Raw genomic sequence first — 13190 nt, forward strand, 5'->3', positions numbered from 1 at the left:
GTTTTTAATAAAATGCAATGTAGCTGCAAAAAAATTATTGATCTGTTCGGTTGTTAACATAGGGTCAGAAAATTTTGTGCATGATCTTAGAACTGTAATAGCGAAATTTACCGGAAGATTTTGGCGCGTTACTACTGAGCAACTGATTCAGATTTAAACAATTCAATAATTGATATCATCTTTAAATGGGGTTATGACCAAATGAGCAAAACTCAATGGATAAAATGCAGCGAACAGATGCCCCCAGAGGACTATACTTTGATAGTAATAAAGGTCAAAGGAAAAGTGCTCGGAAAAATAGTCAGCCTGGATTTTCATCGGTGCAACTATTACGCAGCAGAGGATACTGAATGGTCTCTGACTCCAGCAGATAAATGACGACCCTTACGCGCTCATACGTACAGATAAATTAGAAATGCCGAATCAATAGATTGCCATGAGTTTGTTCCTTGATTCAGAAGACGTCTCCATACTGACCGGCAGAAAAACAAAATTCGGCCAGATTGACACACTGCGCCGGATGGGCACACTATTTTACGTTAACGCGGTGGGTAAACCCGTTGTACCCTGATCCGCGATAGAACCTAGCAGCAGGCCTCAGATTTCACGATGGCCGTTAAAAAATGGTCAGAATTGCAGATTGACGCAAAGCCAGCACATCAAGAAATAATCACGTTTCGATATGTGGCAGAACGCTATATTAGAGACGTTATCCCACTAAAATCACCGGCAACACAAAAGAACAATCTCAAGGAATTGGAGCGACTGTACAAATTCTTTGACGATCCACCCAGCGCCCTTCTGATGTTTTGAGAATAACAGATCATGACATCAGTGATGGAATATTGTCAGTCCAGCAAAATAAAACCGGAACCATAGCGAGAATTATCATTGAGGATGAACTTGAAAGCTTGATGAAAAGAATCTAAGCTAGAAAATCAGGCTACAAAGCGCGGAGCTTAGAACTGATTGTTGATGATAATGGGCAGAAATTGACCGCCAGCGCTTTGCGCGGTCATTTTGATAGCGCGCGCGAAGCGGCCGGAATTGACAAAAAATATTTCAATTTCGTGATCTCAGGGCCAAGGCTGCTACAGGCACAACCGAATTAACCGGCGACATCAGAGAGGCACAAAAACAACTAGGTCACACAACTATAGCAATGACCTAACACTAGGTAAAAGCTCGTCGTGGAGATATAGTAAAGCCGACAAAAACTCGCAAATCCGCTCCGCAAACCTGAAATAGGCTATTGATTGGCGCGGCCCTTGAGAGTTATTTTTTGTAGCATTTGCGGAGCGGTATTTATAATAAGCCTTTATTTATTATAGGGTATTAGGAAGTTAAAGCGGGTTTAAACGTAATAATTTGAGAATCTGATGATAGAGATTATCACGGCGATGATTAAAACGAAATTCGGTTTCTTTCAAATGCAAATAAAAGGTATGTTCAGGAACACCATTGAACTTTGCCAAACGCCTTTTTGCAAAGCTCCAGAAAGATTCAATGCCGTTGATATGCCGCTCGCCACTGGCGAATTCATTGTTGCCATGATAAACCCTGAAGTGCTTATCAAAACCAATATCGACCAGCCCGTCATATCCGCGCCAGCCATCAGAATGGATGATGGTATCGGGTGCTACATGCCCACGGATAATAGCTTGTAACGTGGCTTTGGAGCAATCAGGAACAATTTCCGTATATACCTTCCCTTGGCGTTTCAGAACGCCAAAGACAATGGTTTTACCATAAGCGCCTCGACCTTTTTTGCCTCTGACACGCTGCGCGCCAAAATAAGATTCATCAACTTCCACAGCACCTTGAAGCGGCGATTCAAGTTCGCAGCAGTAGGCAATTTTTTGCCGCACTTTGAGGTAAATCGTATTGACGGATCGGATAGAAATACCGGTCAATTGCGCGGTACTTGTAGCGGTAAAATCCAAAACAAAATAGCGAATAAGTTGTCTGAATTTAGCTTCTCCAATCCGAGAACGGAAATAGTATCTATTTTTAACATTCATCTCAGTAAGTTAACACACTTCCGTAAGTGCTTAACTTCCTAAGACCCTATTATAAATATAACTCTGAACTAAAAATCCCTCGGGCCTAAAACACCCGTGCCGGTTCGATTCCGGCCCCGGGCACCAATAAAAAATAAGCTTCTCAATCCCGTCAGAGCTGACAAGCATCCAGTACCATTCCGCAATTTTGTTTGTAAGAATTTCTAGTATTGTTAGAACGCCACTCTCTATGAAATACTCAACGCTTATCTTATTTAAATCAATCTCTCTGTAAACACCCCTGAGATTTCTTACATATCTAAAGAAGTTTTTAGGTAGACCGATGATTGGAGTCTAGCACCCAAAAATAACGCTGAATTTGACTGCACATCAGGTTTTATGTATATTTTCAAAACAAGTATCTATTTTTCCTACACATTCTATCACCGTAAAAAACGCAGAATGACGGTATAAACATTATTAGTCACTCAGCGAATTATCAAAATACAGGACAAAGTTGATCTATGATCAAGTATCTGGCAGCGGCAGTAATGCTAAAAATGTTTTCACTGAACAAATTTACACGTTCTAGTTATCGGTACCTGGGCAATAAATTTGGTCAAAAAAAACGTCAACAGCAAAACATCGACATGTACGTAAATCGTGGCGACTTATTAGTCCAGTTAATTAAGAAGCATAATGTATTTAAGGATGATGGAGCAGCTGTTGAGCTTGGTACCGGCTGGATACACTGGTTTGGTTTATATTTAGCGCTACATATCGATAAAAAAATCAGCTTGGATCTATTTGATGTTTGGGACAACCGTCAATTAGATGCATTGAAGGGAGCTTTTAACAAATTATCATATCAGTGGGAACATGATACCAGTATAAATACAACACAACGTAATCGACTATCTTCTATCCTGTCAGTCAATTCTTTTGATGAACTCTATCGTATATTTGATGCAAAATATACCATCGATAATGAAGGTTCACTTGCAGGTTACCCAAGTACAAACTATGACCTGATTTTCAGCTTCCATGTCATGGAGCATGTTAACAGAGGCTCTATCGAAGAATCAATTGAACATATGTTCCGCATGCTAAAACCGGGAGGTTTCTGTATACACCAGATTGGTATTGATGATCATCTAGCGCACTATGACAGCCAAGCTTCGCAAAAAAATTACCTTGAATTCTCACTGACTAGGCGTAAATATCTATTCGAGAATATAGTGCAATATCATAATGTCTTGCAAGGCGATGACTATCAAAATCTATTCCGCAAGAAGGGTTTTGAAATTATAGAAATTGATCGTGAGCGATGCGATATTTCGAGACTCACTATTCATGATGACTGGAGCAATTATTCTCACGAAGATCTGGAAACGACTATCTTTACTATCGTCTGCCATAAACCGGCAAACGTAAATGGTTAGTAGTTATGAATGCGATTCATCTATATCGTATCGCACATTATCTGCACTGCAAACACATACCACTACTTCCCGGTCTGCTGCGCTTACTTATGTTCCTGCTCTATAACAGTGTAATCCCTCCAAAATGTAGAATTGGACAAGGGTCTTGGTTTGCACATGGCGGAATTGGTGTAGTATTACATCCCGATTGCCTTATCGGTGATCGAGTACTGATTGGTCAGGGTGTCACAATAGGAGGCAACTTTGGGTGCGGAGTACCAAAAATAGGAAACGATGTTTGGATTGGCCCGGGCGCTAGAATACTAGGAGCCATTACAATTGGATGTAACACTATTATTGGCGCCAACGCTGTGGTCATTTCGGATGTGGCAGAAAATAGCGTGATTGGTGGAGTACCTGGTAAATTAATAAAATCAATTAGTCCGGGATCGCTTAATGTCACGGAAGGAAAACTAAACGATTAGATAAATCTATGTTTCCCCGCATAGAAATATGCCTTCTGCCGTACAATTTATCGTAGCGACACAAGTTCCAGTCCAGGAGATGAGTGACTATAGATTGTAGTACGTAAGTTAATCATCCAGAAGCAGAAGTGTATGCCCGAAAAACCTCTTTATATGACTTCTTCCATTAGGGAAGCGCTGAACAATTAGCGATTTTCAGATTTTCCGGTAATCCTGCCAGTTTCTTGAACACGAATTCCCGGCAATTCATTTTTCAGAGGTGTTTTGTAGCCGGATTTCCCCTGTTTGTGCGTCATTATCCGCCGCCGGGGTATGATGGACGGACTTTTCCCTCAAGCGATCATCAACTGCCTGCGCAGCGGGTACAGGTTGACCAGGCCCATCAACATGTTCACCTGAACGGCATTCTTCATCAGCCCACGGTAGCGAGTCCGGGTGAATCCAAACTGCCGCTTGATCACCCGGAATACATGTTATACCCGCGCCCGGATCAAGGAATGCTTCCGGTTACGGTTACCACTTAAAAATGGATTGTTTTATTTTTAAGCACTTAAGTGTATTTCGCGAAACACTTTGAGATTTATCCTCATACAGTTGGAGACAACAATGAAAAAAATTCAAAAATATATAATTGGCGCCTTGCTGGCATCACCGATGCTTGCTTCTGCAGCAACAAGTTATAATTTATCCAGTGACTTCAGCAACACAAATAATCCAAACGGAGCTTGGTCTTTCTTACAAGGGACGACACTGCTGGCGTCTCAAATACCCTTGAACAATGGCAACCCGCTTTATCCTGCGACTACTGCAGGCTATTTCAGCACCGGGCCTAATTTGAATACCGACACACCTGACGTCATTAAAACCGCAGTGAGCGGTAGTAGCGCAGGTCAAACCGATACCGATTTCTTAGCTGGGGATGTAATCATTCATAGCCCCAACAGCGGAGATCCATTATTTGTAGTATGGACTGCACCCAGTGACGGCATAGTCGATTTCACCAGTGATATTTGGTACGCCCATTCGATTGTAAATCGCTCAAATGATGCTTCTATATCGTTGGGTGGATCTTTCCTGGGTTCGGCCACAATATCAAACGCTTCTTATGGCGACAGAACCAATCCATGGCATATCAGCGGTGATGATTTGGCCGTTGTTGCCGGAGATACACTTTCATTCGCCTTCACAAAAAGCGCCGGACAATCTTTTGGATCTTTAGATGGCATAAACGTCGATATCTCATTTACCAGTGCGGTTCCTGAGCCTGAGACTTACGCGATGCTATTAGCCGGTCTAGGATTGCTGGGATTAGCCATACACCGCAGAAATCAAACCACCTAAGGAAGCGCTGATTAATTGACTGCACGAGCGAATTGCTTCGTTGCGCGGTACTCACTCCCTCGCCTATCAGATTGATATGTCTCGGTTGTTGCGTTCCGTGCGCCTCGCCCTTCATCACGTTCGTTAAATTAATCAGCGCTTCCCTAAAATAACTGCCCGATTTTACCGGGCAGTTTTCGTTTAACTATTGGTATCCGGCATCACCTACACCAGCGGCATGCTTCCGAAGCACTGATCCAATCTCGCTGGGAAGTCCGATTTATCAGCTTCATCCCATCGACACCAGAATATCCGCTTTTGTCGCAGTTTCACAGGATTTACGTACATTCTCGACAGCAATCCATCCACTATCGTTACATCAGAAAATACCAGATTGGATTGATATATCGCGCTGACGAGCAATCTTCATCACAATTATCACGGTATGAATCCAGCACTACATTCTATCAAACTATAAACTTTTGGCGTCCGCTTCCGATAAGTGCTGAGAGATTAAGATCAGGAATTTGATCCGACTTCGTTCAATTAATCCACATTCACAATCAAACACTGACGAATTATTCCTATGCCAAAATTACGCCTAAAAGTCACTAAACCCAAAACAAAAATGTATTCACCTCAAACAGACAGTTTTCTTAACAATGCGAGCCGCTTCGTGCAAGAAAAAATCCACAGGATGCTCGACAATGATGTGTTGCCTTTGATCATCGCGCCATCGATTTTCCTGATATTTGCGGGGCTGGAGTGGTGGCGCTGGTATCTGGAAATACCGACACCTATTCCGCTGCTTTTGACTATCATAGCGCTGGGCTTAGGCGTATATTGCTCCCATAAATTATTGGGGCATAAAAGAAATGAGAGCAGACAAAAAAACTTACGCACAAGCATCAATCAACATCCAGAATTGCACTAAGCACGCAAAAAATTGATTCTCAATAGATTTTTAAATAGAAACAAACTCCGGAATGCCGATTAAAGTGTATTACAACAGTGCTTGCCCTGTTTGCAATGCAGGCATAAAAGATCAATGCCAGCGCATGCAACAGTGCGGGATCAAGGGCATTGACTGGGTGGATGTACACAACAACCCGGCCACGGTGTCAGAAACGGGCAATCCGTTGGAACAGGTGCGCGAACGATTACACGTAAAAGACGATGGTGGCCGGTTGCATATCGGTATCGATGCATTTATCTATCTTTGGCAGCAGACTCCGAATCAGCGTTGGCTGGCAAACTTGCTGCAATTGCCGGTCATCGGATCACTGGCACGACTCGCCTACAATGGCTTTGCCAAATTGCTTTACTGCTGGAACCGGGTATTAAAACATTGGTAATTCTCTGCGCCCACGTTTTTGCAAGAATTTCCCGGCTTTACACCAATTTCCAATTCACAGGATTACCCGCATAGAGCGGTATTAATTGCTCTCCGGCAAAATCAAACTGCTCCGGGACAATCCAGCTTTCTTTCTTCAGTGTAATCGAATCTTTATTGCGCGGCAGTTGATAAAAATCCGCGCCATGGAAACTGGCAAACGCTTCCAGTTTATTCAGCGCTCCCGCCTGTTCAAAGGCTGTCGCATATAACTCGATGGCCGCATGCGCTGTAAAGATTCCTGCGCAGCCGCAGGCATTTTCTTTACTTGTTTGCCCATGCGGCGCACTATCGGTCCCGAGAAAGAATTTAGGATTTCCGCCGGTCGCCGCATCCAGCAAAGCTTGCCGGTGTATTTCACGTTTTAACACCGGCAGGCAATAATGATGTGGACGGATACCGCCTTGAAACAGCGCATTACGATTCAATAACAGGTGATGCGCCGTGATTGTCGCAGCAATCCGCTGAGATGCTGCCGTTACAAACTGCACCGCATCGCGCGTGGTGACATGCTCAAATACGATGCGCAAGTCTGAGAAACGACGTGTCAGCGGCGCCAGTATCCGATCGATAAAAACTTTTTCGCGATCAAACACATCCACATCGGCATCCGTCACCTCGCCGTGCACCAGCAACGGCAGATTATTCTGTTCCATCGCCGCCAGCGTGGCATAGCATTTGGCGATATCGGTGACACCGGCATCCGAATTGGTTGTAGCACCCGCCGGGTATAATTTCACGCCGTGTATTATGCCGCCTTCCTTAGCCCGGATGATTTCCGACGGCGGGGTATTGTCCGTCAAATACAAAGTCATCAACGGTTCAAAATAATTCTGCAAAGCTACCGGCAAAGCCGCCAGGATCCGGGTGCGATACGCCAGCGCCATTTCGACTGTCACCACCGGCGGTTTCAGGTTGGGCATGATGATGGCGCGCGCAAACTGCTTGGCGGTATGTGGCAACACGGCGTGCAACTGTTCGCCATCGCGCAAATGCAAATGCCAATCGTCAGGCCGGGTAATGGTAATGCTGGTCAAGATTTATCCGCAAATGGGTTAAATAGCCGCATTATAGCGCAAGCATCCATGCTATCCGGAATCTCCCCCTGCTTTTAAATCCAGCGCCAATTGATACAGCGTGTTTTTGTTCGCGCCGGTAATCGCTGTAGCCAGTTTAACCGCTTGTTTCAATGGTAATTCAGCCAGCAAAGAGATTAATGTATGCCGAGCCTCCTCGCTGATCTCGGATTTATCCACAATTTCCGCCCCGGATAACAGTAATACAAATTCGCCTTTCTGCTGGTTCGAATCCGCTTGCAACCAAGACAACACGTCGACTAATGTTCCGCTATGAATGGTCTCGAATAATTTGGTTAATTCCCGCGCCAGAGTGATCCCGCGCTGCACGCCGAAAATATCGATCATATCCGTAATGCATTCCAGAATCCGATGCGGCGCTTCATAAAATATCAATGTATAGGGATGCGATTTTAATGCCATCAACTCACGTTTGCGCAACCCGCTTTTTGTTGGCAGGAAACCATAGAACAAAAAATGTGGATTCGTGATGCCAGCTGCGGATAAGGCGCAGATTGCTGCATTCGCCCCGGGAACCGGAACAACCCGGTAGCCGCTTTCCCGCACGCGCTGCACGACAATCGCGCCGGGATCGGAAATGCCGGGCGTGCCTGCATCGGTTATCAAAGCAACGCTTTTCCCGGATTCCAGCAAAGTGACTATTTTGCCCGCGACTGCCGCCTCGTTATGTTGATGCAACGCGATCAATTTCGCCGTAATGGCATGCGCCGCCAATAAATGTTTGGAATTCTGCACATGCTCGGCGGCGATTACGTCGGCTTTTGCTAATACATCCAGCGCGCGCAAGCTGATATCGCTTAAATTTCCTATTGGGGTTGCAACCACATATAATGCACTTTTTTCCAGCATAATCCTCACTATGCCACGTTTATTGACGATTCTCGCGGTATTACTCCTGGCACTATACGGCAACCCGCCAGCCATGGCCACCGGCGCGGAAGAATCCCCGCAGCCGGAAATTGTACCCGGGCCGTTGATCGTTGCACATATTGCACTACTGCTTCCGCTTGAATCCGCGGCGTTTGCAGAAGCGGCAAATGTGGTCAAAGAAGGATTTGAAGCTGCCGCGCAGCGCGGACAATCGTTGCCGCTGACAATCCGTCTGTACCCGACCAGTGACGATCCGCTCGATATCGTGATGAGTTATTATCACGCCGTGACTTCCGGCGCGGCGTTTGTAGTCGGTCCGTTGACGCGCGACGGTGTATCCGCCATCGCTTCCAATCAAACACTAGCAGTACCGACATTGACACTCAACACGGCCGATAACCATCAGACCCTGCCCGCCAAACTATACCTATTCGGTTTGCAAACGGATACCGAAGCCGCTCAAATCGCAAAACTGGCGCTCGCAAGCGGCAGAAGTCATGCCGTTATCATCGGCGACGACAGTGCTCTGTCGAAACGCCTGCAAAATGCCTTTAAACAGCGCTGGCAGGATGAATATGGCAAAACCCTTGAATCGCTGCGCTATAGCGAGAATCCGTTGATATTGCAACAACTGCGCGAATTGACAACCGGTACTGACCGGCTGGCTTTTCTGGCCCTGGATGCCGCCAAGTCACGCATCCTGCGCGCTTATCTCGATCCGGAAGCGCCGGTGTATGCCACCTCACAGATTTTTACCGGAACCGATAACTTCCTGCTCGCTAGCGATTTAAATGGCATTCAGTTTCTCGATATGCCGTGGTTACTGCAACCCGATCACCCTGCCGTCATGGCGTATCGTCACACCGGCAAAACCAGGAGCACCGAGATGGAACGTCTCTACGCGCTGGGGATTGATGCTTTCCGTTTGATGACCAATCTGCTGCAACAGCAATCCGCCAAAGAAATCACTTTTGATGGTGTCACCGGCAATATCCGTTTCGCGCCGCCCAACTTATTTACCCGCGAACCTGTAGCGGCGCAATTCGACAACGGCAAAGTACGATTGATTACAATACCATCGAATACGCCGGAAACACCCCAGAATTCGCCCGAAGATGAAGGGCAGTGACGCCGAACAGATAGCGCTATCGTACCTGCAACGGCAAAACCTCGTGCTCGTGGCACAAAACTACCGTTGCCGTTTCGGTGAGATCGATTTGATCATGCGCGACGGCGCAACCCTGGTTTTTGTCGAAGTCCGCATGCGTGCAAACGAATCATTCGGCGGCGCCGCCGCCAGCATCACACCGGCGAAACAAGCCAAATTACTGCATACCGCCCGGCATTATCTATCCCAACTCAATAGCGAACCGCCCTGCCGCTTCGATGCGCTGCTGTTATCGGGTACTGGTGGACGAGAAATTGAGTGGATTAAGGATGCGTTTGGGGAGTAACCATTCAATCTGAATGAACACTCTTCATAAATGAATACTCCGCCCGCCATCCACCGCAATGATCTGCCCGGTGATATAAGGCGCATCGGTAATCAAAAACTGTACGGTTTTGGCGATATCATCCGGTTCACCGCAACGTTTAAGTAAGGTGCTGGCAATAATTTGATTCCGTTCCGCTTCATCGGTCCATTCGCCGTCTTCCGGCCACAGAATGGGTCCTGGAGAAACACCATTGACACGCACTTCGGGCGCCATTTCCACCGCCAGCGATTTGGTCAGCGATAACAATCCGCCTTTGGCGGCGTTATAGATCACGTAGTTCTTTAATGGCCGTTCGGTATGGATGTCGACGATATTCACGATGCAGCCGTGCCGCTCCTTTAGGTAGGGTGCGGCCGCCTGAGCCAGAAAAAGCGGCGCTTGGAGATTGCTGCCGACCAGATCGCGCCAATCGTCCAGCGTACACTGCTGCAGCAGGGTCGGGAAAAAACTCGAAGCGTTGTTAATCAATACATCCAATTGGCCAAAACGGCTGACTGCTTTTTCCACCAAGTCCGGCAATAATTCCGTATCGAGCAAATCCGCCTTTACCAGAGCCACGGAATCAGAGCGTTCTTGATTCAATTCGTCGTGCAGCGCTTTAGCTTCGTCGAATGAAGAGCGGTAATGCACAACCAGCCGCGCGCCTTGCGCATGCAACCGACGGCAAATGGCCGCCCCTACCCGCTTTGCACCACCAGTCACCAAAATCACATTTCCTTGCACGTACGTCTCCTTCAAAGAACTGATACACTATGGCCCATTTTACGAATAAACTTTACAATCCACTCTAACTTTATTTCCTATATTATTGATCATAAACATGCTACCTCCCAGTGAAATTGCTTTAGCACATAGCCGATCGGTACAAGCGATGATCCGGGAAAAGATTCTTGCAATCCATCATTGGATTTCTTTTGAAGATTATATGAATCTTGCATTGTATGCACCAGGACTGGGTTACTACAGCAGTGGCGCAACCAAACTGGGCAGTGCAGGAGACTTCGTCACGGCACCGGAAATTTCTCCGCTATTCGGCCGCACACTGGCGCAACAGCTATGGCAGATTTCACAGCACCTTGCCCAATTTAATATTCTTGAATTTGGCGCCGGCTCAGGCAAATTGGCGCGGGATATCTTGCTGGAACTGGAAAAATCCGCTGCGTTGCCGGAGAAATATTTCATTCTTGAAGTCAGCGCCGATCTGCGTGAGCGGCAACAATCACACCTTATGCAAGAAATACCTCATCTTGCGGATCGAATCGAGTGGCTGGAACAGTTGCCCGGTCAATTCACCGGCGTCGTGCTCGCCAATGAAGTGCTGGATGCAATGCCGGTTCACATCGTCAGATGGCATGCCGATACCGTGCTGGAACGCGGTGTTACTTGGCAAAACGATCAATTCGCCTGGCAAGATCGTGCGATTCAAGATCAAGAGCTTCTGACAACCGCCCAGCAGCTAACTCCCGCAATCAATCCGGCCAATCAACCCATCGATTTCGTCAGCGAAATCAATCTTGCCGCCGTTCATTTCATGCGCAGCCTGGCAAGCACGCTGCAACAAGGGGTCATATTGCTCATCGACTATGGCTTTGGCCGCAGCGAATATTATCACCCGCAACGCAGCCAGGGTACGCTGATGTGCCATTACCGCCATCATGCGCATGACGACCCGTTTTATCTGCCCGGACTACAAGATATCACCAGCCACGTCGATTTCAGCGCCATCACCCAGGCCGGACAAAGTGGCGGACTGGCCCTTCTGGGCTACACAACACAAGCCTATTTTCTGCTCAACTGCGGCATCACTGGGATTCTTGCTCAGACTTCCGCGGAAGATACTAGCCATTACTTGCCGCAATCGAGTCAAGTGCAGAAATTGGTCAGTCCGGCTGAAATGGGCGAGCTATTTAAAGTGATCGCTTTTGGAAAAAACTTTTTTGCGCCGCTGAGCGGATTTAGTACTGGCGATATGAGCCGTCGATTATAACAATGCGATTCCGGTAAAGAAGACAAGAAACCTGCCGATTCACCTAGCGGATAAATTTTCCTCACTGTCATGCAATCACTGTAGTTCTGCTAGTAGTCCCTTGTCATACCAAGCGCGCAATATGAATTGAGCAGTTAGTAATACTGCCAACTAAAATTTAGAGACCGAGTCAATGTTGATTATTAACAAACTGGAATTCAGCCAGAACTTCCGCAGTATCCTGCAGCAAGCCGGGCAAATTCCTCCGCTACCGGAGACTGCGCGTGAACTATTCAAGTTACGCAACAATCCGGAAGCCAATCTGGAGCAGCTGGCGGGAGTCATTGAGAAAGATCCCAGTCTGGCAGCTTTTATTATGAAATATGCCCGTATGTCCATTTTCGGCTACGGCAATCGGATCAATTCGGTTCATCATGCCGTATCGCTGGTACTCGGCTTTAACGCTGCACTTAATTTAGCCATGGGCATCGTCTCATCCGGTTGCCTCAAGCTACCGAATCACGGCGCACTCGGCCGTATCCGCATTTGGCATCAAACCTTGGAATGCGCCGCCTTATGCCGCGAACTTTGTCACATCATGACAGAAAAGCATCTCGTCAATTGCGAGCTGATTTATCTGAGCGGGTTATTTCACAATTTTGGATATTTATTGTTCGGACACCTGTATCCCAAAGAATTTGCTTATCTGAACGACTTGGTTACCCGCTACCCGGAACAGGAGGCCCGCACATTGCAGCAGCAAGTTTTCGGCATCACCCACGACACGATCGGCATGTATCTGATCAAAGCGTGGGATCTGCCGGAAGAAATAGCCGTTGCAGTTGCCGAGCAAAATTTTCCGGATTATTCGGGTAAACATGCCTCCTATGTCAAACTGCTCGCAATCGCTAACCGCCTGCGGCAGGATCAAACACAAGCTGACGGCTGCCCGTATATCGATACATTCTCACTGATGGAATGCCTGGGAATCGATGCCATACAAGCTAAAGCAGTACAAGAAAAAATACGCGGCTGTCAAAACGAGTTTCGTACCTTGGCGCAAGATTTGGCGGCATAACAAGACATCGCCACCCATCAATGCTGAATGCCGGTGAATAAATGCCCGGTGACAATTTGAACTA

Annotated in this window: 15 protein-coding genes and 1 pseudogene; 11 read left to right on the forward strand and 5 right to left on the reverse strand. The window is 46.8% G+C overall.

Annotated elements, in window-relative coordinates:
* Positions 1 to 436: 436 nt before the first annotated feature.
* Both R2103_RS14380 and R2103_RS09165 read left to right on the forward strand, forming a co-directional pair.
* Positions 437 to 571: a DUF4224 domain-containing protein gene (locus R2103_RS14380; RefSeq protein ID WP_411172502.1), complete on the forward strand. Its 135-nt coding sequence runs from the start codon at positions 437 to 439 to the stop codon at positions 569 to 571.
* 38 nt (positions 572 to 609) lie between these two features.
* Positions 610 to 813, forward strand: coding sequence for a hypothetical protein (locus R2103_RS09165; RefSeq protein ID WP_317531137.1), 204 nt, complete (start codon positions 610 to 612; stop codon positions 811 to 813).
* A gap of 530 nt (positions 814 to 1343) precedes the next feature.
* On the opposite strand, the gene R2103_RS09170 is transcribed toward R2103_RS09165, so the two are convergent.
* Complete coding sequence (locus tag R2103_RS09170; protein WP_317531138.1) at positions 1344 to 2021, reverse strand: IS1595 family transposase; 678 nt, start codon at positions 2019 to 2021, stop codon at positions 1344 to 1346.
* Positions 2022 to 2524: 503 nt separating this feature from the next.
* Here R2103_RS09170 and R2103_RS09175 point away from each other — a divergent pair.
* Both R2103_RS09175 and R2103_RS09180 read left to right on the forward strand, forming a co-directional pair.
* Complete coding sequence (locus tag R2103_RS09175; protein ID WP_317531139.1) at positions 2525 to 3442, forward strand: class I SAM-dependent methyltransferase; 918 nt, start codon at positions 2525 to 2527, stop codon at positions 3440 to 3442.
* Between the two features lie 5 nt (positions 3443 to 3447).
* On the forward strand, positions 3448 to 3906 hold the full coding sequence (locus R2103_RS09180; RefSeq protein ID WP_317531140.1) for a hypothetical protein: 459 nt from the start codon (positions 3448 to 3450) through the stop codon (positions 3904 to 3906).
* A 332-nt stretch (positions 3907 to 4238) separates the two neighbouring features.
* Here R2103_RS09180 and R2103_RS09185 read toward each other — a convergent pair.
* Positions 4239 to 4415 (reverse strand): annotated as a pseudogene (locus R2103_RS09185) (transposase); the annotation flags it as partial.
* Between the two features lie 97 nt (positions 4416 to 4512).
* Here R2103_RS09185 and R2103_RS09190 point away from each other — a divergent pair.
* The 3 genes from R2103_RS09190 to R2103_RS09200 all read left to right on the forward strand — a co-directional run bounded on the left by R2103_RS09190 (position 4513) and on the right by R2103_RS09200 (position 6581).
* Positions 4513 to 5247: a PEP-CTERM sorting domain-containing protein gene (locus R2103_RS09190; RefSeq protein WP_317531141.1), complete on the forward strand. Its 735-nt coding sequence runs from the start codon at positions 4513 to 4515 to the stop codon at positions 5245 to 5247.
* A 565-nt stretch (positions 5248 to 5812) separates the two neighbouring features.
* Positions 5813 to 6160, forward strand: coding sequence for a hypothetical protein (locus R2103_RS09195; RefSeq protein WP_317531142.1), 348 nt, complete (start codon positions 5813 to 5815; stop codon positions 6158 to 6160).
* Positions 6161 to 6212: 52 nt separating this feature from the next.
* Positions 6213 to 6581 (forward strand): DUF393 domain-containing protein, encoded by a 369-nt coding sequence (locus R2103_RS09200; protein ID WP_317531143.1) that lies wholly within the window; start codon positions 6213 to 6215, stop codon positions 6579 to 6581.
* Between the two features lie 37 nt (positions 6582 to 6618).
* Here the strand turns inward: R2103_RS09200 and pyrC are convergent, their stop codons facing one another.
* Together pyrC and rsmI are read right to left on the reverse strand one after the other, a co-directional pair.
* Positions 6619 to 7659: a dihydroorotase gene (gene pyrC / locus R2103_RS09205; protein ID WP_317532079.1), complete on the reverse strand. Its 1041-nt coding sequence runs from the start codon at positions 7657 to 7659 to the stop codon at positions 6619 to 6621.
* A 48-nt stretch (positions 7660 to 7707) separates the two neighbouring features.
* The gene (rsmI, locus tag R2103_RS09210) at positions 7708 to 8565 is read right to left on the reverse strand and encodes a 16S rRNA (cytidine(1402)-2'-O)-methyltransferase (RefSeq protein ID WP_317531144.1); all 858 of its coding nucleotides are present in this window, start codon (positions 8563 to 8565) and stop codon (positions 7708 to 7710) included.
* 10 nt (positions 8566 to 8575) lie between these two features.
* On the opposite strand from rsmI, the gene R2103_RS09215 reads away from it, so the two are divergent.
* Both R2103_RS09215 and R2103_RS09220 read left to right on the forward strand, forming a co-directional pair.
* Positions 8576 to 9715 (forward strand): penicillin-binding protein activator, encoded by a 1140-nt coding sequence (locus R2103_RS09215; RefSeq protein WP_317531145.1) that lies wholly within the window; start codon positions 8576 to 8578, stop codon positions 9713 to 9715.
* Positions 9702 to 10040: a YraN family protein gene (locus R2103_RS09220; RefSeq protein WP_317531146.1), complete on the forward strand. Its 339-nt coding sequence runs from the start codon at positions 9702 to 9704 to the stop codon at positions 10038 to 10040. The genes R2103_RS09215 and R2103_RS09220 overlap by 14 nt, the downstream gene beginning before the upstream one ends.
* 24 nt (positions 10041 to 10064) lie before the next feature.
* Here R2103_RS09220 and R2103_RS09225 read toward each other — a convergent pair whose 3' ends face one another.
* A complete protein-coding gene (locus R2103_RS09225; protein ID WP_317531147.1) occupies positions 10065 to 10805 on the reverse strand; it encodes a pteridine reductase in 741 nt (246 codons plus the stop codon).
* Between the two features lie 97 nt (positions 10806 to 10902).
* Here R2103_RS09225 and R2103_RS09230 point away from each other — a divergent pair, with 97 nt between their 5' ends.
* Both R2103_RS09230 and R2103_RS09235 read left to right on the forward strand, forming a co-directional pair.
* Positions 10903 to 12069 (forward strand): class I SAM-dependent methyltransferase, encoded by a 1167-nt coding sequence (locus tag R2103_RS09230; RefSeq protein ID WP_317531148.1) that lies wholly within the window; start codon positions 10903 to 10905, stop codon positions 12067 to 12069.
* A gap of 172 nt (positions 12070 to 12241) precedes the next feature.
* Positions 12242 to 13126 (forward strand): HDOD domain-containing protein, encoded by an 885-nt coding sequence (locus R2103_RS09235; protein ID WP_317531149.1) that lies wholly within the window; start codon positions 12242 to 12244, stop codon positions 13124 to 13126.
* Positions 13127 to 13190: the final 64 nt, after the last annotated feature.

The sequence above is a fragment of the Nitrosomonas sp. Is24 genome (genome assembly GCF_033063335.1).
GTDB lineage: Bacteria > Pseudomonadota > Gammaproteobacteria > Burkholderiales > Nitrosomonadaceae > Nitrosomonas.